22 protein-coding genes and 1 pseudogene are annotated in these 19732 nt (G+C 71.5%); 13 read left to right on the top strand and 10 right to left on the bottom strand.

Annotated features, from left to right (window positions below; genetic code table 11):
- Positions 1 to 75: 75 nt before the first annotated feature.
- Together M878_RS85710 and M878_RS85705 are read right to left on the bottom strand one after the other, a co-directional pair.
- Complete coding sequence (locus M878_RS85710; RefSeq protein ID WP_023552633.1) at positions 76 to 1209, bottom strand: Vgb family protein; 1134 nt, start codon at positions 1207 to 1209, stop codon at positions 76 to 78.
- A gap of 8 nt (positions 1210 to 1217) precedes the next feature.
- Positions 1218 to 2276 (bottom strand): hypothetical protein, encoded by a 1059-nt coding sequence (locus tag M878_RS85705; protein WP_023552632.1) that lies wholly within the window; start codon positions 2274 to 2276, stop codon positions 1218 to 1220.
- Positions 2277 to 2721: 445 nt separating this feature from the next.
- Here M878_RS85705 and budC point away from each other — a divergent pair, with 445 nt between their 5' ends.
- From budC to M878_RS99085, 4 genes and pseudogenes are all read left to right on the top strand, one after another.
- The gene (budC, locus tag M878_RS85700) at positions 2722 to 3495 is read left to right on the top strand and encodes a meso-2,3-butanediol dehydrogenase (protein ID WP_023552631.1); all 774 of its coding nucleotides are present in this window, start codon (positions 2722 to 2724) and stop codon (positions 3493 to 3495) included.
- Positions 3496 to 3999: 504 nt separating this feature from the next.
- Positions 4000 to 4962 carry an alpha/beta fold hydrolase gene (locus M878_RS85695; protein WP_031226804.1) on the top strand — a complete coding sequence of 321 codons (963 nt, stop codon included), beginning with the start codon at positions 4000 to 4002 and terminating at the stop codon, positions 4960 to 4962.
- A gap of 67 nt (positions 4963 to 5029) precedes the next feature.
- A pseudogene (locus M878_RS000000100495) lies at positions 5030 to 5494 on the top strand (MarR family winged helix-turn-helix transcriptional regulator); the annotation flags it as partial.
- Positions 5495 to 5805: 311 nt separating this feature from the next.
- Positions 5806 to 5955, top strand: a complete 150-nt coding sequence (locus M878_RS99085; RefSeq protein WP_023552628.1) for a hypothetical protein — start codon at positions 5806 to 5808, stop codon at positions 5953 to 5955.
- 21 nt (positions 5956 to 5976) lie between these two features.
- Here M878_RS99085 and M878_RS99080 read toward each other — a convergent pair whose 3' ends face one another.
- The gene (locus M878_RS99080; RefSeq protein ID WP_023552627.1) at positions 5977 to 6459 is read right to left on the bottom strand and encodes a hypothetical protein; all 483 of its coding nucleotides are present in this window, start codon (positions 6457 to 6459) and stop codon (positions 5977 to 5979) included.
- A 93-nt stretch (positions 6460 to 6552) separates the two neighbouring features.
- Between M878_RS99080 and M878_RS95290 the strand changes: the two genes are divergently transcribed.
- The 3 genes from M878_RS95290 to M878_RS85670 all read left to right on the top strand — a co-directional run bounded on the left by M878_RS95290 (position 6553) and on the right by M878_RS85670 (position 8561).
- A complete protein-coding gene (locus M878_RS95290; RefSeq protein WP_342452759.1) occupies positions 6553 to 7065 on the top strand; it encodes an isochorismatase family protein in 513 nt (170 codons plus the stop codon).
- Between the two features lie 67 nt (positions 7066 to 7132).
- Complete coding sequence (locus M878_RS85675) at positions 7133 to 7759, top strand: DedA family protein (protein ID WP_023552625.1); 627 nt, start codon at positions 7133 to 7135, stop codon at positions 7757 to 7759.
- Between the two features lie 115 nt (positions 7760 to 7874).
- On the top strand, positions 7875 to 8561 hold the full coding sequence (locus M878_RS85670) for a cytosine permease (RefSeq protein ID WP_023552624.1): 687 nt from the start codon (positions 7875 to 7877) through the stop codon (positions 8559 to 8561).
- 35 nt (positions 8562 to 8596) lie between these two features.
- Here the strand turns inward: M878_RS85670 and M878_RS85665 are convergent, their stop codons facing one another.
- Positions 8597 to 9091 carry a hypothetical protein gene (locus M878_RS85665; RefSeq protein ID WP_023552623.1) on the bottom strand — a complete coding sequence of 165 codons (495 nt, stop codon included), beginning with the start codon at positions 9089 to 9091 and terminating at the stop codon, positions 8597 to 8599.
- Positions 9092 to 9167: 76 nt separating this feature from the next.
- On the opposite strand from M878_RS85665, the gene M878_RS85660 reads away from it, so the two are divergent.
- From M878_RS85660 to M878_RS85650, 3 genes are all read left to right on the top strand, one after another.
- On the top strand, positions 9168 to 9515 hold the full coding sequence (locus tag M878_RS85660) for a VOC family protein (RefSeq protein WP_023552622.1): 348 nt from the start codon (positions 9168 to 9170) through the stop codon (positions 9513 to 9515).
- A gap of 106 nt (positions 9516 to 9621) precedes the next feature.
- Positions 9622 to 9981: a DUF779 domain-containing protein gene (locus M878_RS85655; protein WP_023552621.1), complete on the top strand. Its 360-nt coding sequence runs from the start codon at positions 9622 to 9624 to the stop codon at positions 9979 to 9981.
- A gap of 150 nt (positions 9982 to 10131) precedes the next feature.
- Positions 10132 to 11304: a phosphodiester glycosidase family protein gene (locus tag M878_RS85650; protein WP_023552620.1), complete on the top strand. Its 1173-nt coding sequence runs from the start codon at positions 10132 to 10134 to the stop codon at positions 11302 to 11304.
- 2 nt (positions 11305 to 11306) lie between these two features.
- Here the strand turns inward: M878_RS85650 and M878_RS85645 are convergent, their stop codons facing one another.
- The 6 genes from M878_RS85645 to M878_RS85620 form a co-directional block, all read right to left on the bottom strand.
- A complete protein-coding gene (locus M878_RS85645; protein ID WP_023552619.1) occupies positions 11307 to 11501 on the bottom strand; it encodes a hypothetical protein in 195 nt (64 codons plus the stop codon).
- A 102-nt stretch (positions 11502 to 11603) separates the two neighbouring features.
- A complete protein-coding gene (locus M878_RS85640) occupies positions 11604 to 12467 on the bottom strand; it encodes a phosphatidylinositol-specific phospholipase C/glycerophosphodiester phosphodiesterase family protein (RefSeq protein ID WP_023552618.1) in 864 nt (287 codons plus the stop codon).
- Between the two features lie 162 nt (positions 12468 to 12629).
- Positions 12630 to 13703: an acyl-CoA dehydrogenase family protein gene (locus tag M878_RS85635; protein WP_023552617.1), complete on the bottom strand. Its 1074-nt coding sequence runs from the start codon at positions 13701 to 13703 to the stop codon at positions 12630 to 12632.
- Entirely contained in the window at positions 13700 to 14881 is a 1182-nt protein-coding gene (locus tag M878_RS85630) for an acyl-CoA dehydrogenase family protein (RefSeq protein ID WP_023552616.1), read from the bottom strand. The genes M878_RS85635 and M878_RS85630 overlap by 4 nt, the downstream gene beginning before the upstream one ends.
- On the bottom strand, positions 14878 to 15843 hold the full coding sequence (locus M878_RS85625) for an NADPH:quinone oxidoreductase family protein (protein ID WP_023552615.1): 966 nt from the start codon (positions 15841 to 15843) through the stop codon (positions 14878 to 14880). The genes M878_RS85630 and M878_RS85625 overlap by 4 nt, the downstream gene beginning before the upstream one ends.
- Before the next feature lie 106 nt (positions 15844 to 15949).
- A complete protein-coding gene (locus M878_RS85620) occupies positions 15950 to 16525 on the bottom strand; it encodes a helix-turn-helix domain-containing protein (RefSeq protein ID WP_023552614.1) in 576 nt (191 codons plus the stop codon).
- A gap of 65 nt (positions 16526 to 16590) precedes the next feature.
- Here M878_RS85620 and M878_RS85615 point away from each other — a divergent pair, with 65 nt between their 5' ends.
- From M878_RS85615 to M878_RS85605, 3 genes are read left to right on the top strand one after another with little or no spacing between them, the layout of a single operon-like run.
- Positions 16591 to 17619, top strand: coding sequence for an NAD(P)/FAD-dependent oxidoreductase (locus M878_RS85615; RefSeq protein WP_023552613.1), 1029 nt, complete (start codon positions 16591 to 16593; stop codon positions 17617 to 17619).
- Between the two features lie 46 nt (positions 17620 to 17665).
- Complete coding sequence (locus M878_RS85610; RefSeq protein ID WP_023552612.1) at positions 17666 to 19204, top strand: ATP-dependent DNA ligase; 1539 nt, start codon at positions 17666 to 17668, stop codon at positions 19202 to 19204.
- Complete coding sequence (locus tag M878_RS85605) at positions 19201 to 19674, top strand: NUDIX hydrolase (RefSeq protein ID WP_031226795.1); 474 nt, start codon at positions 19201 to 19203, stop codon at positions 19672 to 19674. Before M878_RS85610 ends, M878_RS85605 begins: the two co-directional genes overlap by 4 nt.
- The last annotated feature ends 58 nt before the right edge of the window (positions 19675 to 19732 follow it).

Genomic DNA, 19732 nt, shown 5'->3' with positions numbered 1-19732 from the left:
CTGGTGCGGAGCACCATGGTGCGATGACGGGTCATCCGGGGCAGCGCTTCCGGACGACCCGTCACGCACGGGCGCTCACGCCACGACTTTCCCGATGCCTCCCAGGGCCTGGGCGGCGCGTTGGGACAGCCGCCACAACTGGCCCTCCTGGTTGCTGACGTAGATCTGGCCGTTGCCGCCGTCCAGCGCGACGCCGAAGGGGTGGCCGAGGCCGGAGGCCACCACACGCTGCGCGCCGTCGGCCAGGCCGACCTCGTACAGCCGGCCGCCGGACTGATCGGTGACATATGCCTTGCCGGCGCCGTCGAGTTCCACGCGGGCGGTGTTCGCCGCCGGGAGGCTGGTCACGACACGTTTGGTGCCGTCGGCCAGGTCGACCTCGTACAGGGTGGTGCCGTCGCTCTGGCCCACGTACGCCTTGCCGTTCCGGTCCAGCGCCACTCCGGAGGCGTGCACCAGACCGCTGGCGATCGTCTTCTTCTCGCCGCTCTGCAGGTCGACCGCGACGAGCTGTCCGTCGTTCCAGTTGGCGACATAGGCCTTGCCGGTTCCGTCCAGCGCGACGCCGTACGCCGCCGGGACGGCGGCGACCTGGCGGGAGGAGCCGTTGGCCAGGTCCACCGCGAGCAGACGGGAGCCGCCGTAGTCCGTGGTGTAGGCCGTGCCGTTCCGGTCCACGGCCACGTCGCCGATGTCGCCCAGGCCGCCGGCGACCACGCGTTGGGCGCCGGTGGCGAGATCCACCACGGACAGCTTCCGGCCGCTCCGGTCAGGGACGTACGCCGTCTTCCGTGCCGGGTCCACCGCGAGACCTTCGGACCTCCCCAGACCCGTCGTGATCAGGAGGAAGCTCCTGGTGTCGCTGATGCGCGGCAGGTCTTCGTCGCGGATCTCCACCTTCAGTGATGCGGATGCCTTGTCCATGGCCGACGATGCCATGCCGGACACCGAACCGGGATCTTCGGAGACCTGACGCTGATCGGCGGACACGTCCTGGAACTTCTGGAAGAGGGGGCCGAGGAACCCCATCACATCGAGCGCCCCGTGCGCCGTCTGGCGCACCAGCCATGGGTCGCGCTGACCCTCCAGGTCGCGCACGGCCCCCGAGATGTCTCCAGCGCCAGGGGTGTCACTGTTGAGCGCTTGGGTGGACTGCTCGGCTGAGCCGGCTTCGTCGCCGCCGCTGTCGAAGACGTTCTTGAAAGACATCAGCTCTCCTAGAGGGGCTTCTTCTGGTTCTTGTAATCGATCTCTTCGGGCTGGAAGACCCGATGCTCCCCCACACGGACGGCGACGACTTCGGCCGTCCCCTTCTGCATGAACCGCTTTCCCTCGTCGGCCATGTCGAAGTTATTGCTGTTGTCGGCGAGTTCGCCGAGTGGCCAGGCGATGACCCGGGAGTATTTCGGATCCTTGGCCTGCGGTGGAGACGACTGGACCGCTACCGGTTCGGGGTAGTACAAGGCGACCCACCCACCGAAGGTGACAGGAAATTCGTAGCCGAACCTCCTGATCTGACGTCGCGTCGTGGCCAGCACGTCCACCCGACTGCTGACTTTCACACTGATCGCTGACGTGTGCTTCCAGGAAGTGGTCAGCGAACCGCTGACCGAAGCGGTGACCCCGAGCATCAGCTGTGCCGACAATTCACCAGTCCCCGTGGCCGAACCCGTGGCCGTCGTCGTACTTGTCGATTGCGACTGGGACTCGTTGTCGACGCCCTGATTGTCCTTGCTGTTCTTCAGGGTGGTCTTCTGGGACTGGTTCACCGCCATGCTCTTCTGCAGCTGCTGCTGTAACGACACGGACGATTTCGCCCCGAACGTGAGTTGCACCTGCCCCTGGAGCGACCAGCTGATCGTGTTCGAGATCGAGAACTCGACCGTGTCCGTCGCGGTGACTTCGACAGGGTCGGTTCCATTGATGTACGTCTGCTTGGAGAACATGTCGGGGGGAGGCTGCTCGATGTCGCTCTGCTCTTCGATGAGGGGCACGCCCAAGTTCATGTAGGCCCGCCACCCGCGCTGATGCGCCGTATCCTCCTCTTGCGGAAATCCCCCGTAACGCACCTGGTTCAAGGAAAAACCGACAGGGCTGATCGGCTTTCCCCCGCCCTCAGGGACCCTCTTCAGTGCGTTCGGCTGGCGACTCAGGATGGAATCAGCCTTGGCGGCGATGTCGAGCTCCTCCTGGTTTCGCGTCGTCAGTGGGTGGCGCATAAACACATCGCCAAGATAGGCCCGGCCTACAGGGTTCTTCACGCTGGTGCTGGACATGGATGTCAGGCCTCCTTGCGTCGTACGGACTCCCTCTCGCCCTTCGGTGAATGTCTTTCAGAAGAAGCGACACCGTAATCGCACGAGACATAGGTGCGAACAGAAACAGCCTGGATCGGCGGCGTGCAGAACGGCTGGAAGTCGGCCGAGTATGCGGGCGTCGTGCGGCGGCACTTACTCGACCCAGCCCGGTGGGACTCCCGGACCGGATCCGCGTTGATGTGCGGGGACAGTGGCCGAGAACTACCAGACCGGGGCGTTCGTCACCGAGGGGGACCTGGCCGGGAGTGCCGCACCGACTCCGCAACGCAACCCCGACGGCCCCGGCCGGACCAGGTCCTGTGTCTGTATGTTTCCGCTCGCAGGCGGCGCTCTTGCGCCGTCTCTCGCTGTCGGTTTACCTGACACCGGTGACTGACCGGTTGGCGTGCGATGAGGAGTGACTGTGGACGGGAAGCGGTTCACCGGCAAGGTCGTGATCGTCACCGGCGGCGGGTCCGGCATCGGCGCCGCCACCGCGTACCGTCTCGGGCGCGAAGGCGCCACGGTGATCGCCGTAGGGCGGACCGAGGACCGGCTCAAGGCGGCCGCCGCCGAGGCCCCGGCCGGTTCGACGATCGTCCCACGCGTCGCGGACGTCTCCGACGAGTCGGCGGTCACCGCAGTGATCGACGGAGTGGCGCAGGAATACGGCCGACTGGACGTGCTGGTCAACAACGCCGCCATCGCCGCGCCCGGAACCGTCGAGCACACCGACACCCCCACCTGGCGCCAGATCTTCGCGGTCGATGTCGACGGCGTCTTCTTCGCGTCCCGGGCCGCGCTGCCTCATCTGCGGCGCAACGGCGGCTGCATCGTCAACGTCGGCTCCGTGTCCGGGCTCGGCGGGGACTGGGGCCTCGCCGCCTACAACGCCGCCAAGGGAGCACTGGTCAACCTGACCAACGCCATGGCCCTCGATCACGGCCACGAAGGCGTGCGGGTCAACGCCGTACACCCGAGTCTCACCCGCACCGCGGTGGTCGCGCCCATCGTCGAGAACGAGGAGACGCTCGCCGCGTTCCGGCAGCGCATCCCCATGCGGCGCCCCGCCGAACCGGCTGAAGTCGCCGATGTCATCGCCTTCCTGGCCAGCTCCGACGCCCGTTTCGTCAACGGCGCCCACATCCCCGTCGACGGCGGTCTCGGCGCCTCCAACGGTCAGCCTCCTTTGTTCTGAACAACCAGTGTTCTGCGCGTCCAGCGTGGCGAACGTCCCGCGCGGCGTCAGCCGATGCTTCCGTCGCCAAGACGTCGTCTCCCCCTGGGACGCCGACGTGCCCTCGCCCGACCCTGACGGGGCCAGGACCGTGGCCGCCAAGTGCTCTGCCGCGACCCGGGGCTGCCACGGCGACGGCACCGGACCCCGGCACGGACCGCCCTCGCGGGTCGTACGCCGCGCCGCCGCGAGACGGGGACGAGTCGGGTCCCCATCGTCGAGTTCCGCTCCTGTCGGGGTACGGTCGAACTCGGCTAGGCGCCGCAGGGTGGCACCGACATCACCTGGTCCGGGACCGTCGAGCCGAAGTTGCGCTTCTCGGGCCCGTTCTGACGGCGGCACCTGAACCGCTGCCTGCGGCGGCTGGCGGACGACCTGACAGCGCACGCCGGTACGGCGACGGACGGCCGCGGAGCGGCAGTTCAAAGCGCCGCACCGAAGATCACTTCACGTACGCTCGGGTGCATGGTTGAGCATCGAATGATTGACGTGAACGGCATTCGGCTGCACATCGCCGAGCAGGGCGACGGCCCCCTGGTGGTGCTCCTGCACGGCTTCCCCGAGTCATGGCACTCCTGGCACCACCAGTTCGGCCCGCTGGCCGAGGCGGGCTTCCGCGTGGTCGCCCCCGACCAGCGTGGATACGGACGCAGCGACCGTCCCGAGGACGTCGGCGCGTACTCCATCCTCCACCTCGTCGGTGACGTCGTCGGGCTGGTGCAGGCCCTGGGCGAGGAGCAGGCGTACGTCGTCGGGCACGACTGGGGCGCACCGGTCGCCTGGCACACCGCGCTGCTGCGGCCCGACCTGGTGCGCGCGGTGGCCGGGCTCAGCGTGCCGCCGCCGTTCCGGGGGACACAGGCCCCGCTGGCCGCCATGGACAAGATGTTCGGCGGCCGCTTCTACTGGAACTACTTCAACCGGCCGGGTGTCGCCGACGCCGAGTTCGCAAAGGACACGCGCACCACTCTGCGGAAGTTCTTCTACTGGGGTTCCGGCGACGCACCGCACGCCGGCGACGGCCAACAGCCACTTGTCGACCCCGAGCGCGGCTGGCTCGCGGACATGCAGGACCCCGACGTACTGCCGGAGTGGTTCACCGAGGACGACCTCGACGCGCTCACCGAGAGTTTCTCCAAGGGCTTCACCGGCGCTCTCAACTGGTACCGCAACCTCGACCGCAACTGGGAACTGACCGCTCCGTGGCACGGCGCCCGCGTCACCCGGCCCGCCCTCTACATCTACGGCGACCGCGATGTCGTCCCCGCGTTCCCGGGTACGCCCGAGCTCATCGCGAAACTCCCCGGCCTCATGCCCAATCTGTGGCGCGAGCCCCTCGAACTGTCGGGCTGCGGACACTGGACCCAGCAGGAGCGCCCGGACGAGGTGAACACGGCGCTCATCGAATTCCTCAGGGCCCACGCCTGAGCCCCACCCCCGCCGAGCTCGCCAAGCAACTTGGCAGACCTGCTTGTCGAGTTCTTGGGCTGCGGTCATGAACACGAACCCCAGGCCGCAGCAGTCCACCGCGACCGCGCAGCGCCTCCACGACGCGATGAAACGGCTCCGCGCACGCCTGCGCGGAGTCGGGGCAGCATGCGACCGGTCTGACACCCACACAGCTCGGCTTGCCGGCGAGCGTGGTGCGGGAGGGCCCGGTCACCGCGGCGCGGCTCGCCACGTGGAGCACGCCGGCCCGCAGTCCATCGCGCAGAGCCTGGCGGTACTCAAGGCCGCCGGCCTGACCCACAGCGAGCCGGACCCGCAGGACGGCCGCCGGCAGCTGATGAGTCCCTCTCCGTCCGCGACCGAGCTGGTCCACAAGCTGTTCGCCGGCCGCGCCTCCTTCCTGGCGTGCGCCATCGACCAGGTCGTCGCGCCGGACGAGCTCAAGGTCCTGGAGAACGCCATCGAGCTGCTGGAGCGGCTCGCCGGGGCCGATCTGAGCGACAGCGCGATGTCCGGCGACGGCGACGGCGCCCCAGGACGACCGGCACCGGGCAGGCCGAGGCCCCGGCCGGCGATCTCGCCCGCGAGCCCTTCGCGTGGAGGTTCACCACCCCGCTCTACGTGGGCTCCAGCCTCAACTCCGTCAACAGCTCCTTCATCGGGACCGCCCTGGTGCCCATCGCCCCTGGTGCCCATCGCCACCGAGCTGCACGTCTCCGTGGGCGGCACCGCCGTACCGGTCTCCTCGCTCTATCCGGCCAGCGCCGTCCCACAGGAGAAGCTCCGCCAGGCGGGGCGCTCGGCGGAGTCGCGATCGCGGACATGGCCACCACCGCCGTCGGACCGCCGATCGGCGGGCTGCTGGCGGGCGCCGCGGGCTGGCGCTGGGCCGTCCTGATCAACATCCCGGTCACCGCGATCGCGATGGCGATGGCGATGGCTGCCCGAGGATCCGCCGCTCGACCGCCGTGACAGCCGCCGGCGCCAGGTCGCCTACCGGATCGACCTGCCCGGCACCCTCGGCTTCGCGGTGTCGATGAGCGCGCTGGTCATCTTCCTGATGCGGCTGCCGCAGCTCGCATGGGCCGCGCCAGCCGTCTTCGTCCTGGTGGCCGTGCCCAGGCACTCACCCTGGATGGAGGCCGCACACGGGATGTCCGCCGTGGCGGCCGGACTTCTGCTGCTGCCGATGGGCGCCGTCTCCGCGCTGCCCTCGCGGCCGCTCGCCAGCCGCAACCTGGTACGCGGACCGCTGATCGCCTCGGCGGTGACCATGCTGCTCGGCTCGGTCGGCATCATGCGGCTCACCTCGCGCAGCCCGGCGATCGCCATCGTGCCGGTCTCCCTGGTCTTCGGCGTCACCTCGGCCGCCGCCGCCACGGTCGGCAACCAGACCGCGTTCTGCCTGGACGTGCCACAGGACCAGATCAGCACCGCCTCCGGACTGTTCCGGACCTTCGGATACCTCGGAACCATCGCCTCCGCCGTGATCGGCGGCCTCGTCTTCCACGACGGCGCGAGCGACCCTCGACCGACGGCTGATGCGCCGCGAGCCCGGCCGACGGGCCGATACCCCGCACGGCCCGGGAAACCGGGAAAACCGGCAAACCCCCCACCAGGAGAACCCTTCGTGAGCCCCCCTCCCCGCACCACGAGGACCCGGTCACGCAGATCGACGAACGGATCGTGCCCGCGGGCGGCGACATCGCCGTACGCGAGATCCGCTACGGCTCGGCCTCCACGACCGACCTCCACCAGCAGCTGAGCGACCGCGGCATCGGCACCCTGGTGCTCGCCGGAATCAGCACCAGGGGCGTCGTCCTGTCCCCCTCATCGAGGCCGCCGATCGCGGCCACCGCGTCCTCGTCCTGTCCGACGGCGTCGCCGACCCCGGCCCTGAGACGCAGCCGGTGCTCGTCGGCAAGGTCTTCCCGTCCCGGGCCCATGCCATGGACACCACCGTGCTGCGCGAACTGCTCCGGTCCGCCTGACCCGACGCCCGGCGGGGCCCCGGTGACTCGCGACCCGTCGCCCGGCGCCGCTCGGTGTCGCGGCCGGTCTCCCGGAACGGTCCGGTCATGACGCGGGCGGTTTCGGGATGCGCGGGCGATGCTGGTGAGCGAGTACCCCTGCGAGGAGGCTCGGCCAGGTGACAGCCGTCAACCCGATGAACAGCGCCTCGGTGCTGGCCGCCTTCGGCGCGCTCGGCGTCCTGGTGGTGATCTTCGCCGAGTCCGGTCTGCTGGTGGTCGGCTTCTTCCTGCCCGGCGACACGCTGCTGTTCCCCGCCGGTGTCCTGTGCGCCGGCACCGCTCACCAGCCGCCCCGGCTCGCGCTGTGGCAGGTGCTGCTGTGCGCGGCCGTCGGGGCGGTGGCCGGCGGACAGGCCGGGTATCTGATCGGCCGGCACGGCGGCCGGGCCCTGCTGGCCCGCACCTCCAGCCGGCGGGTCAAGACGGCGGCCGCGCGGGCCGAGGAACTGCTCGCGCGGTACGGCTACGGGAAGGCGCTGGTCATCGGCCGGTTCGTGCCGTTCCTGCGGACGGTTCTGCATCCGGTGGCCGGCGCGCTCGGGGTGCCCGTGCGGACGCTCACGCTGTGGCAGAGCGTCGGCGGTGTGGTGTGGTCGCAGGCGCTCGTCCTCGCGGGGTACAGCCTGGGGGCGTCCGTTCCGCACCTCGACGACTATCTGCTGCCGCTGGTGGCCGTGGTGGTCGTCGTGTCGATGCTGCCGCTGCTGATCGAAGCGTGGCGGGGACGGCGCGAACGCCGTTGAGAGTGCCGCGCTGTGCCATCGGTGGTCTGCGGCGCCGTCCTGGCTGGTCGCGCCCACGCGGCGCATGTCGATACCGCCCCGCGCCCCTGGAGGGCGCTCGGACCCCTGTCTCTCGATGCGTGATCCGGCCACCGCGCCCGCCCGGGCAGCGGCCGGCTGGACGGTGTTCGGCGGCTTCCTGGCGGGCATCCTGGTCTGCGGCACCGGCGCGCTCGCCGCGACCGCCGTTGACATGAACGACCCGGAGTTCGCGCTGCAGCCGCTGCTGCCGGGCTGGTTCCGCCCCCTGTTCCTGCTCGCGCCGGTCCTCGGCACCGTCGCCCTCAACGCCCTGACCGCCTACAGCGCCGGTCTCGCACGGCAGGCCATCGGCCTACGCATCCGGCGCTCGCGGAGCGTCCTCGTCGACGGCACCGTCTCCGTCACGCCGACCCTGTACGCGCTGCTCGTCTCGAACTTCTTCGACACCGTCGGCACCGTGCCGCAGCTGACCGTGGTCCTGCTCGGCCCGAGCACGGCCGTCCACGCCACCGGCATCCTGCTGCGCCGCAACCGCTACGACGGCGTCGCCCTCGGCGACGAGTCCCGCACCGGGCCCTTCTGGTACACCTGCGGGTTCAACCTGGCCGGAGTGCCGGCCCTCGGGGCCGGTGCGGCCGCCTCCGCACTGCGCGTCGACACCGTCTGCAGCGGACCCGTGGCCGCCGCCCTGGGCGGTGTCGACCTGGCCCTGCCGGCGGGCCTGCTGGCGTCCTCGGCGGCGTACGCGCTGCTGATGCGCCGGGTCGGCGCCACTGTCTGAGGACGCCTGGGGCCGGGCGTGGGCGGCCGGGCAGGTCAGCGGAGCCTGCGGTCCTTGGGGCGCTTGCGGTGGGGGCGGCGAGGCCGGTGGATCGTGTCCAGTTCGCCCACCGCCGCGCGGACATGGGCCGGGTCGCCGTGGCGGGAGCCGCCCGCGCACCACCAGGACGGCCGTCCGTCGGTGTCGCGCGGGTGCATGCCGAGGTCATGGACCGTGCAGAGCGGCCACGCCCGCCACAGCCGCTCCGTCACCGTCTCCTGGGCGGCGTCGGCGACGGCCATCAGGGCTTCGGCGGCGGACTGCGCCTCCGCCGGTATCAGGGAGTTGCCGTGCGCTTCGCCGTTGGAGAGGGCGACGAAGACCTGCTCGTCCAGGTCCGCGGAATCCGCGTAGGCGATCAGGCGCAGGGGACGCTGGTCGGGGAGGGTCGCCGCCAGGTCCCGGTTGACGACCGCCAGCGCCTCGTCCCACAGCGGATAATCGCCGGTGAGCACGAGGCGCGGCTCGGGCCGGCTGAAGAAGGCGCACATGCCCGCATCCTCTCAGGCGCATGGCTCACTACTCTGGCCACCGTCCACGACAGCCCACCGCCCGAGGAGCCGCGAGATGCCTGTCCGCCGCGTCATGCCCAACATCCACTCGGCCGCACCGCGGCAGAGCGCCGAGTTCTACGGAGAGCTGGGGCTGGAGGAGGTCATGAACCACGGCTGGATCGTGACGCTGGCCTCCCCCGGGAGCCCGGCCGTACAGCTCAGCGTGATGACCGAGGACCGCACCGCGCCCGTCGCCCCGGACCTGAGCATCGAGGTGGAGGATGTCGACGCGGCCTACGCGACGATGGTCAAGCGCGGCGCGGAGATCGTGCACCCACTCACGGACGAGGAGTGGGGCGTACGGCGGTTCTTCGTGCGGGACCCCGACGGGCGGGTCGTCAACGTGCTCAGCCACCGCTGAACGCGTCCGCCGCAGGGCAACGTACGCCTTCTGGACGGGCCTGTGACGATCCGTGAGACTGGATCGGATCCGCGCCCTTGCCCCCGGCTCTTCAGGACGGTGACCCATGGATGGGGAAACCCCGCGCGTCGAACTCACCCCTCAGGCCGCCGACCTGGTGCGGCGGCTGCGCGCCGAGCACGGTCCGCTGATGTTCCACCAGTCCGGCGGCTGCTGCGACGGCAGCGCGCCCATGTGCTACCCGGACGGCGAGTTCCGCACCGGCGGCTCGGACGTGCTGCTGGCGGAGCTGACCGTGGACGGTGTGGCCGAGCCCGTGACCTTCTGGATGTCCCGGAGTCAGTACGCGGCGTGGAGCCACACCCGGCTGATCGTCGACGTCGTCCCCGGACGGGGGAGCGGATTCTCGCTGGAAGCACCCGAGGGGGTGCGTTTTCTCACCCGTTCTCGCGTAGTCGACGTCTAGTCGGCCCGGCGGTCGCCGCGCTCTGGTCCACTGCCCCTTGACACTCGTACGACAGGGACAGTTGACGAGACTTCAGGGGGCACGGTGACCAGACGTCGCAGGCGTTCGGCAGCGGGCAGAACGGTTCTCACAGTTGTCACGGCGTTCGGAATGCTGGCCGGTGCGGCCCTCGCGGGGGCGGCACCGGCCGGCGCCGTTCCGGACGGCAAGCGGATCGCGCCGGGCGTCACGTACCGGCAGTTCGACGTCGACGCGAGCGCGGGCCCGGCCCACGCCCATCTGCTCACGGTCGACCTGGCCAATCCGCACGTCCGGGTCGACCTGCTCCACCCGGGCGCGGTGGCGGCCCGGGCCACCGTCTCGGCGATGGCGGACTCGGCCGGGGCGGTCGCGGGCGTCAACGGTGACTTCTTCAACATCACCGAGACCCAGCACCCGGGCGTGGAGGCCACCGGCGCGAGCGTCGGACCGGCGATCGCGGACGGGCAGGTGCTCAAGGCGGCGGTGCCGAACGGCCAGCGGTTCGGGCCCTCGCTGCCGCCGGGCACGACCACCGAGGACGTCTTCGGGGTGGGCACCGACCGACGGGCCCGGCTGGACCGGCTGTCCCTCGTCGGCAGTGTCGACACACCGGAGGGCACGGTCACACTGAAGGGCCTCAACCAGTACGCGCTCCCGGAGAACTCCGTCGGCGCCTTCACCTACCGGTGGGGCAGCGCCTCCCGGATGCGCTCCGTGTGCGGCACCGACACCCAGCGGTCGGCGCCGTGCAGCACGGACACGTACGAGGTGAAGGTGCGGGGCGGCCGGGTGGTCTCCACCGCCGGCACCCCGGGCAGCGGCTCGATCCCGGCGGACACCACGGTCCTCGTGGGCCGCGAGGAGGGCGCACAGCAGCTGCGCAAGCTCTCGGCCGGTGACGCGGTGAGCGTGACGCACCGTCTGGTGGCCGCGTCGGCGGCGGTGCCCTACACGTTCGCCATCGGCGGCTTCCCGGTCCTGGAGGACGGGGAGGCGCACTCCGGCCTCGACAACGTCACCTCGGCGGTGCGCACGGTCGTGGGCTTCAAGGACGACGGACGGCAACTGCTGATCCTGGCCTTGGACGGCGGCGCCGATTACCGGACCGGTATGACGGTCGCCGAGGAGGCCGGCACCATGCGCTCGCTGGGCGCGTCCGACGCGTTCAACCTCGACGGGGGTGGCTCCTCGGAGCTGGTCACCCGCGACGCGGGCGCGAGCACCGTCACGGTCCGCAACCATCCCAGCAGTGGCGCCGAGCGTCCTGTGGCGAATGGCATCGGCGTGTTCTCCGCCGGCTGATCTCAGGGGCGCAAGCTGCTCACCAGGTCGGCGGTCGTGGTGAGTCCGCTGTGGATGGTGGGTGCCATGCTCGTGCCGGCCAGATAGAAGCCGAGCAGCACGCAGACCAGCGCATGGGAGATCTTCAGCGCGCCGTTACGCATGAAGATCACGGCCAGGATCAGCAGCAACAGCACCGCAGAGATGGAAATGGCCATCGGGAACCTCCTCCGCCACGCCCCTTGTGCGGCGTTCGGCCGTAAGTGTGGCGTAGCGGAGGGTTCGTCCGGGCGGCTGACGTGTCCCCCGAACGTGTGGTGTCACGCGGTGGGATGAGAGTCGAGGAAGGCCTCCAGGCCTGCCAGGTCATCGGTGTTGAGGTAGTCGACGCCGGCGGCGAGCAGCTCCGTCCACAGGGCGTCGCGGGCCGGTCCCGCGGCGTCCGGCGTGGCCCAGAACCGCACCTGCTGCCCCTGCACGTGTGCGGCGGCGGTGATGCCGTACAGCTTCCGCCGTTCGGCGGCGGGGAATGTGCCGTCACCCGACCAGGTGAAGACCTGCGTCCAGTTGTCGCTGATCAGTGAGATGAAGGAGGCGGGGGCGGTGCTGCCGAGGTCGGTGAGCCGGCCGTCGTAGAAGGCGAGCCGCTCGTGCTGTGCCTCCATGGGGATACGGGCGGCGCGGTCGCCGGAGATGACGGCGGTGACGGGTCCGCGGTGGATACGGCCGTGGTCGTACCGGGTGAACAGGTGCGGACAGCGGCGCAGATGGCGGTCGAGTTCGAGGTACGTCGAGGAGCCCTCGGTCTTGATGTCGACGAGGAGCTGCAGCGGCCGGCGCCACCCCCGGTACACCGAGCCGTGGTTGCCCTGCACGATCGCGGCCAGCGGGTCGAGGTAGAGGGATTCGAGGGTGCGGGTCGGGTCCAGCTCGGAACTGTCGTGACCGATGAGGAGCTGGTCGCCGACGAGGAAGACGTCGGCCTCGACGCTGCCGAAACGGTGGTCGAGCGCGTCGAACAGGGGCCGGGGGTGCTCGTAGTCGTTGTGGGCGTGCGCGTTCCACAGCGGACGCCGACCCCGGTGGGAGCTGCCCGCCCAGGCCTGTGACCCGGGCAGGACGACCGCGCCGGCGAGCGCGGCGCCGAGGGTGGTGAGGGCTCTGCGACGGGTGGTGAGGGCCATGCTCTGCCTCCCTGGAGGTGCCGGATGGGACCGGGGAGAGTATGCGTGGCCTTGCCATCCAAGGGGCGCTGTCTCGCGGGGAGTTGGCGCGTTGTTCACTTCGACGGAGGCAGCCCCGTGAAGAAGCCCGCCCTTGGCGGGGCGGGCTTCACAGGGCCGGGATCAAGGTGCCTGGAGGTCGACCAGTTCGGCCAGCGCTTCCCGGTGCGCTCCCGCCGTGCCGTAGGCGATCGAGTCCGCCTTGGCCCGCTTCAGATACAGGTGGATCGGATGCTCCCAGGTCATACCGATGCCGCCGTGCAGCTGCAGCGCCTCCTCCGCGGCGTGGACGGCGACGGGCGCCGCATACGCCTGCGCGACGGCGGCCGAGATCTCCGCGTCCTCGCCACAGGCGAGCGCGTCGGCGGCGGCGCGGGCGGCCGCCCGGAGACTGACCACCTCCAGCCACAGCTGGGCGAGCCGGTGCTTGAGAGCCTGGAAGCCGCCGACCGGCCGGTTGAACTGCTTGCGCTCCTTCAGATAGCGGACCGTCTCGGTCAACGCCCAGTCGGCGACGCCGAGTTGCTCGGAGGCGAGCAGTCCGGCGGCGGCGCGCAGGGCACGTCGCACGGCGGGTTCCGCGGCGCCGATACGGCGGCCGGGGGCGTCCGCCAGCCGTACCGTCGCCAGCGGCCGGGTCAGGTCCAGGGAGACCTGCGGGGTGACCGTCACGGCGTCCGCGGTCACGGCGTACAGCCCGCCGTCGTCGGCCGGGACGAGCAGGACGTCCGCCACGGCCGCGTCGGCGATGCCGGTCAGCTCCCCGTGCAGCGTGCCGTTTTCGAGTCGTACGGTCGGGACGGCGGCGCCCGGAGCCGCGTGCAGGCCGACGGCGAGGGCGCCGATGGTGCGCCCGGAGGCCAGCCGTCCCAGCAGTTCCTCGTCCTCGCAGGCCAGCAGGGCTTCGGTGGCCACGACCGCGCTGGTGAGGTACGGCACGGGGGCGACCGCGCGGCCCAACTCCTCCAGTACGACGGCCACTTCGCGGGCGGATGCGCCCTGGCCGCCCTGCTCCTCGGGCACCAGGAGCCCGGCGAGGCCCATGCCCTCGGCGAGGGACTTCCACAGGGCGAGGTCGTGCGGGGCGTCGGACTCGCCGCGGGCGATGACGTCCGCCGGCGCGCAGTGGTCCGTGAGCAGATCACGGACGGCGGCGCGCAGCGCCTCTTCCTCCTCGGAGTAGAGAAGATCGGTCATCGGGCCAGGTCCTTCCAGGCGACGTCCTTGTCGGTGCGCGGCTCGGCGGGCAGGCCGAGGACGCGCTCGGCGACGATGTTCAGCAGGACCTCGCTGGTCCCGCCCTCGATGCTGTTGCCCTTGGAGCGCAGATAGCGGTAGCCGGCGTCGCGCCCTGTGAAGTCGACCAGCTCGGGACGGCGCATGGTCCAGTCGTCGTACAACAGGCCCTCCTCGCCGCGGAGTTCGACCTCCAGGCCGCTGATCTCCTGGTTGAGGCGGGCGAAGGCGAGCTTCATGCCGGAGCCCTCGTAGCCGGGCTGGCCGGCGACGAGCTGCTGGCGCAGGCGTTCGGCGGTGAGCCGGGAGACCTCGGCCTCGACCCACAGTTTCAGCAGGCGCTGGTGCAGTTCGTGGGTGCGCAGTTCGGGGCGCTCGCGCCAGGTCTGGGCGACCGGGCCGATCATGCCGCCCTCGCGGGGCAGACGCATGCCGCCGATGGAGACGCGCTCGTTCATCAGCGTGGTCTGGGCGACCCGCCAGCCGTCGCCGACCTCGCCGAGGCGGCGGGCGTCGGGGATGCGGACGTCGGTGAGGAAGACCTCGTTGAACTCGGCCTCGCCGGTGATCTGGCGCAGCGGCCGGACCTCGACGCCCGGGTCGCTCATGTCGCAGATGAAGTAGGTGATGCCCGCGTGCTTGGGCACGTCCGGGTCGGTGCGGGCGATGAGGATGGCCCAGCGGGCGAGGTGGGCGCTGGAGGTCCACACCTTCTGCCCGTTGACGACCCAGTCCTCGCCTGCCCGTACGGCCCGGGTGCCGAGCGCGGCCAGGTCGGAGCCGGCGCCGGGCTCGCTGAACAGCTGGCACCAGACCTCCTCTCCCGTCCACAACGGCCGCAGATACCGCCGCTTCTGCTCCTCGGTGCCGTACGTGAGGATGGTCGGCGCGGCCATGCCGAGGCCGATGCCGATGCGCCGGGGGTCGTTGTCGGGGGCTCCCGCGGCCTCCAGTTCGGTGTCCACGACGCCCTGCAGGGAGCGCGGGGCGCCCAGTCCGCCGAGGCCCTCCGGGTAGTGCACCCAAGCGAGGCCGGCGTCGAAGCGGGCGCGCAGGAAGTCCAGGCGGTCCGTGCTCGCCGGGGGATGCTCGGCGAGCAACTCCCGTGTGCGGCGGACCAGTTCGTCGGCGTCCGTCATGCTGCTCCCTCCATCACCACGGCGATCCGGCCGGTGGACCGGCCGTCCGCCACCTTCTGCACGGCCACGGCGGCCTCGCCGAGCGGCACCCGCTCGCTGACCAGCGGCTTGATCGCGCCCCGGGCGGCCAGTTCGGTCAGTTCCTCGTGGCAGCGCAGGATGAGCTTGGGGTTCTTGGTGTTGTACAGACCCCAGTGCAGGCCGAGGATCGCGTAGTTCTTCACCAGCGCGTGGTTGAGGGCCGGGCTGGGAATGGTGCCGCTGGCGAAGCCGACGACGATGATGCGGCCCTCGAAGGCGACGAGCTTGGCGGACTGGGCGTAGGCCTCGCCGCCGACGGGATCGTAGATCACATCGGCACCCCGGCCGCCGGTGGCCTCCTTCACGGCAGCGATCACGTCCTCGCCGTGGCGGTCGACCACCACGTCACAGCCCAGCTCGCGGGCCACGGCGGCCTTGTCCGCGCCGCCCACGACACCGATCACCCGGGCCCCGGCCGCCTTGCCGAGCTGGACGGCGGCGCTGCCGACGCCACCGGCGGCGGCGTGCACCAGCAGGGTCTCCCCCGCCTCCAGGCGGGCCCGGCGGTGCAGGCCGAACCAGCCGGTCTGGTAGCCGATGTGCAGCGCGGCGGCCTCGGCGTCGTCCAGCGACTCGGGCGCGGGCAGCAGGGCGCGGGCGTCGGCGAGCGCGTACTCGGCGAAACCGCCGTAGGGCAGGGCCGGGTTGGCGATCACCCGGCGGCCGTCCTCGGTCTCGCCGCAGATCTCCACGCCGGGCGTGAACGGCAGCGGCGGGCGCACCTGGTACTGGCCCCGGCACAGCAGCGCGTCCGGGAAGTTGACGTTGGCGGCACGTACGCGGAGCAGCACCTGTCCGTCACCGGGTGTGGGCCGCTCCACCTCAGCCAGGCGCATCACCTCGCTGGGCTCGCCGTTCTCGTGCACTTGCCATGCCTGCATGCGGGGCCTCCACGGGACTGCTTCGTCTGACCGGGTCCGACGCATACTAAGCGGTCGCTTGCCCATCAGGGAACAGCCGGACCCACCCCGGCGCGCGTCGTGTCGGTCACTTCCGGGACGTCGGCCGCGCCCGGACGTGCATCCGTTCCCCCTGCGGCCCGAACAGGCTGAGGAACTCCACCGGCCCCTCGCCCGTCGACCCGAACCAGTGCGGCACGCGCGTGTCGAACTCGGCCGCCTCTCCCGCCGACAGCACCACGTCGTGCTCGCCGAGGACCAGCCGCAGCCGCCCCGACAGCACGTACAGCCACTCGTACCCCTCGTGGGTGCGCGGTTCCGGCTCCTGCTTCCGCTGCGGCTCCAGCACCTTGAAGGCCTGGAGGCCGCCGGGCTGGCGGGTCAGCGGCCAGTGGGTGCGCCCGCCGCGCACGATCGGCTTGGACCGCACCCGTGGGTCCCCCACCGGCGGAGCGCCGACCAGTTCGTCCAGCGGCACCTGATGGGCCTGGGCGATCGGCAGCAGCAGTTCGAGGCTGGGCTTGCGCAGGCCCGACTCCAGCCGGGAGAGGGTGCTCACGGAGATCCCGGTCGCCTCGGACAGCGCGGCCAGGGTCACCTCCCGCTCCTTGCGGATGCGCCGCAGCCGGGGGCCGACTTCCGCCAGTACGTCGTCCGTGCTCATGGCCCCTATTGCAGGATCGGCAAATCGGTTTGTCAATCGCGCGAGGATCGAGCGACCGTCACGTCATGACCGAGAACAACAGGTACGAAGCAGTCGTGGTCGGCGGCGGGGCCGCCGGGCTGTCCGCCGCGCTGGTCCTCGGCCGGGCCCGGCGCCACACGCTGGTGGTCGACGCGGGCGAGCCGCGCAACGCGCCGTCCGCGCACATGCAGGGCTATCTGTCCCGCGACGGCATGTCACCGGCCGAGTTCCTGGCGGTCGGGCGCGAGGAGATCGCCCGGTACGGGGTGGAGCTGGTCCGGGACCGGGTGGTGGACGCGGGCAAGGACGCCGGGGGCTTCACGGCGACGCTCGCCGGCGGCCGGACGGTACGGGCCCGGCAGCTGGTGATCGCCACGGGCCTGAAGGACGAGCTGCCCGAGGTGCCGGGGCTGGCCGAGCGGTTCGGCCGGGACGTGGTGCACTGCCCGTACTGCCACGGCTGGGAGGTCCGCGACCTGCCGACCGGGGTGCTCGCGACCTCGCCGCTGAGCGTGCACCAGGCGCTGATGGTGACCCAGTGGACGAAGGACGTGCGGTTCTTCCTGCACGAGATGAGCGAGTCCGAGCTGACGGACGACGACCTGCGCCGGCTCGCCGCCGCCGGGGTCGCGGTCGTACCCGGGAAGGTCGCAGAACTCGTCGTCACCGACGACCGGCTCACCGGGGTCCGGCTCACTGGGGGTACCCCCTCCGGGGAAGACACGGTCCACGACCGCGAGGTCCTGTACGTCGCCCCGCGCGCCGTACCGAACAACGACCTGCTGGTGCGGCTGGGCGCCGAGCTCCGCGAGACGCCGTTCGGCAGCTACCCGGTGATCGACGAGCGGGGCCTGACGAGCGTGCCCGGGTTGTGGGCGGCGGGCAACGCGAGCGGCTTCGCGGAGCAGGTGATCAACGCGGCGAGCCGGGGGTACCGGGCAGGGGCGGCGCTCAACGCGGAGCTGCTCTTCGCCGACCTGGACGCAAGCGCCCCCCAAAGGGGCGCGGGGAACTGCGCGACCAGCCTCAACGGCGCCGCAGCCGGCAACGCACCTCACCAGGCAGACGAATAGCCGAAGGCACCGCGCACCCAGCGGAGCGCTGAGGCACGATGGCTGCATGTTGCTGGCCCGGCTCGCCCAGGTGTCCCAGGAGGTCGCCGCGACGGCGGCACGGTCCCGCAAGACGGCGCTGCTCGCGGAGTTGTTCCGGGAGGCGGACGCGGACGACGTGCCGGTCGTCATCCCGTATCTGGCCGGCCGGCTGCCGCAGGGCCGGCTCGGCGTCGGCTGGAAGGTGCTGAGCCGCCCGGTGCCGCCGGCCGCCGAGCCCACCCTCACGGTCCGGGAGGTCGACGCGCTGCTCAGCGAGCTGGGCAAGGTGTCCGGGCCGGGCTCGCAGGCGGAGCGGGCCCGGCTCGTCGGCGAGCTGATGGGCGCGGCCACCGAGGACGAGCAGCGTTTCCTGCGCGGTCTGCTCACCGGCGAGGTACGGCAGGGCGCACTGGACGCGGTCGCCGTGGAGGGCCTCGCCCGGGCGACCGGCGCGGACCCGGCCGCCGTGCGCCGGGCGGTGATGCTCGCCGGGTCGCTGCAGACGGTCGCCCAGGCCCTGCTCGCCGAGGGCCCCGGGGCGCTGGACCGCTTCCGGCTCACGGTCGGCCGGCCCGTGCTGCCGATGCTCGCCCACACCGCGTCCTCGGTCGCCGAGGCGGTGGAGAAGCTGGGCGCGTGCGCGGTGGAGGAGAAGCTGGACGGGATCCGGGTGCAGGTTCACCGGGACGGCGACACGGTCCGGGTGCACACCCGCACCCTGGACGACATCACCGACCGGCTGCCCGAAGTGACCGCCGCCGCACGGGAGTTGCGGGGCGAGCGGTTCATCCTGGACGGCGAGGTGATCTCCTTCGACGCGGCCGGACGGCCCCGCTCCTTCCAGGAGACGGCGGGCCGGGTCGGCTCCCGGACGGACGTGGCGAAGGCGGCCGGTCAGGTCCCGGTCTGCCCTGTGTTCTTCGACGCCCTGTCGGTCGACGGCGCCGATCTGCTGGACCTGCCGTTCGCCGAGCGGCACGCGCAGCTGGCCCGGCTGGTGCCCGAGCCGATGCGGGTGCGCCGTACGGTCGCCTCCGGACCCGGGGACATCACGGAGGCGGAACGGTTCCTCGCCGAGACCCTGGCCCGTGGTCACGAGGGCGTGGTGGTCAAGGCGCTGGACGCGCCCTACAGCGCGGGCCGGCGCGGCGCCTCCTGGCTGAAGGTCAAGCCCGTCCACACCCTCGACCTGGTCGTGCTGGCCGCCGAGTGGGGCCACGGCCGCCGCACGGGCAAGCTCTCCAACCTCCACCTCGGCGCTCGCAACCCGGACGGCACCTTCGCCATGCTCGGCAAGACCTTCAAGGGCATGACCGACGCGATGCTCGCCTGGCAGACCGAGAAGCTCCAGGAGCTGGCCGTCGAGGACAACGGCTGGGTGGTCCGGGTCCGCCCCGAACTCGTCGTGGAGATCGCCTACGACGGCCTCCAGCGCTCCTCCCGCTACCCGGCCGGCGTCACTCTCCGCTTCGCCCGCGTGGTCCGCTACCGCGAGGACAAACGCCCCGAGGAGGCCGATACGGTGGAGACCCTGCTGGCGGCCCACTCGGAGGTCACACCGTGACGGTGCGTGCGACGAAGCGCAGTGCGGGACTACTGGTGTTCCGGCACACCGATGACGGCCTGGAGGTATTGCTCGGCCATATGGGCGGCCCGCTCTGGGCGAAGAAGGACGCCGGCGCGTGGACGGTCCCCAAGGGCGAGTACGAGCCCGACGAGCCCGCCTGGGAGGCCGCCCGGCGCGAGTTCCGCGAGGAGCTGGGGCTGGCGCCGCCCGACGGGACGGCCGTACCGCTGGGCGAGGTCGTGCAGAAGAACGGCAAGATCGTCACGGCGTGGGCCGTCGAGGCGGACCCGGACCTGAGCGCCTTCAGCCCCGGCACCTTCACCATGGAGTGGCCGCCGAGGTCCGGCCGGCAGCAGGAGTTCCCCGAGCTGGACCGGGTGGAGTGGCTCGGCCTGGACCGGGCCCGGGAGCTGATCATCACGGCCCAGACCGCGTTTCTCGACCGCCTGGCCGAGCACTCGGACTGAACCGGACGCCACGCGTTGCGGACGGCACGCCCGCGCGCGAAGGTCGAGTCAAGCCCGC

The sequence above is a fragment of the Streptomyces roseochromogenus subsp. oscitans DS 12.976 genome, from assembly GCF_000497445.1.
Lineage (GTDB): Bacteria > Actinomycetota > Actinomycetes > Streptomycetales > Streptomycetaceae > Streptomyces > Streptomyces oscitans.
This window is presented reverse-complemented; position numbering and strand designations above follow the sequence as displayed.

What these genes read in the sequence shown, in the direction of transcription:
- M878_RS85705 (WP_023552632.1), bottom strand. Translation starts at nt 2,276, where the DNA reads ATGTCCAGCACCAGCGTGAAGAACCCTGTAGGCCGGGCCTATCTTGGC.
- M878_RS85655 (WP_023552621.1), top strand. Translation starts at nt 9,622, where the DNA reads ATGGATGGGGAAACCCCGCGCGTCGAACTCACCCCTCAGGCCGCCGAC.
- M878_RS85710 (WP_023552633.1), bottom strand. Translation starts at nt 1,209, where the DNA reads ATGTCTTTCAAGAACGTCTTCGACAGCGGCGGCGACGAAGCCGGCTCA.
- M878_RS85660 (WP_023552622.1), top strand. Translation starts at nt 9,168, where the DNA reads ATGCCTGTCCGCCGCGTCATGCCCAACATCCACTCGGCCGCACCGCGG.
- M878_RS85615 (WP_023552613.1), top strand. Translation starts at nt 16,591, where the DNA reads ATGACCGAGAACAACAGGTACGAAGCAGTCGTGGTCGGCGGCGGGGCC.
- M878_RS85665 (WP_023552623.1), bottom strand. Translation starts at nt 9,091, where the DNA reads ATGTGCGCCTTCTTCAGCCGGCCCGAGCCGCGCCTCGTGCTCACCGGC.
- M878_RS85630 (WP_023552616.1), bottom strand. Translation starts at nt 14,881, where the DNA reads ATGACGGACGCCGACGAACTGGTCCGCCGCACACGGGAGTTGCTCGCC.
- M878_RS85610 (WP_023552612.1), top strand. Translation starts at nt 17,666, where the DNA reads ATGTTGCTGGCCCGGCTCGCCCAGGTGTCCCAGGAGGTCGCCGCGACG.
- M878_RS85645 (WP_023552619.1), bottom strand. Translation starts at nt 11,501, where the DNA reads ATGGCCATTTCCATCTCTGCGGTGCTGTTGCTGCTGATCCTGGCCGTG.
- M878_RS99080 (WP_023552627.1), bottom strand. Translation starts at nt 6,459, where the DNA reads ATGGTTCCGAGGTATCCGAAGGTCCGGAACAGTCCGGAGGCGGTGCTG.
- M878_RS85625 (WP_023552615.1), bottom strand. Translation starts at nt 15,843, where the DNA reads ATGCAGGCATGGCAAGTGCACGAGAACGGCGAGCCCAGCGAGGTGATG.
- M878_RS85640 (WP_023552618.1), bottom strand. Translation starts at nt 12,467, where the DNA reads ATGGCCCTCACCACCCGTCGCAGAGCCCTCACCACCCTCGGCGCCGCG.
- M878_RS99085 (WP_023552628.1), top strand. Translation starts at nt 5,806, where the DNA reads ATGGCCACCACCGCCGTCGGACCGCCGATCGGCGGGCTGCTGGCGGGC.
- M878_RS85650 (WP_023552620.1), top strand. Translation starts at nt 10,132, where the DNA reads ATGCTGGCCGGTGCGGCCCTCGCGGGGGCGGCACCGGCCGGCGCCGTT.
- M878_RS85635 (WP_023552617.1), bottom strand. Translation starts at nt 13,703, where the DNA reads ATGACCGATCTTCTCTACTCCGAGGAGGAAGAGGCGCTGCGCGCCGCC.
- M878_RS85670 (WP_023552624.1), top strand. Translation starts at nt 7,875, where the DNA reads ATGCGTGATCCGGCCACCGCGCCCGCCCGGGCAGCGGCCGGCTGGACG.
- M878_RS85620 (WP_023552614.1), bottom strand. Translation starts at nt 16,525, where the DNA reads ATGAGCACGGACGACGTACTGGCGGAAGTCGGCCCCCGGCTGCGGCGC.
- M878_RS85695 (WP_031226804.1), top strand. Translation starts at nt 4,000, where the DNA reads ATGGTTGAGCATCGAATGATTGACGTGAACGGCATTCGGCTGCACATC.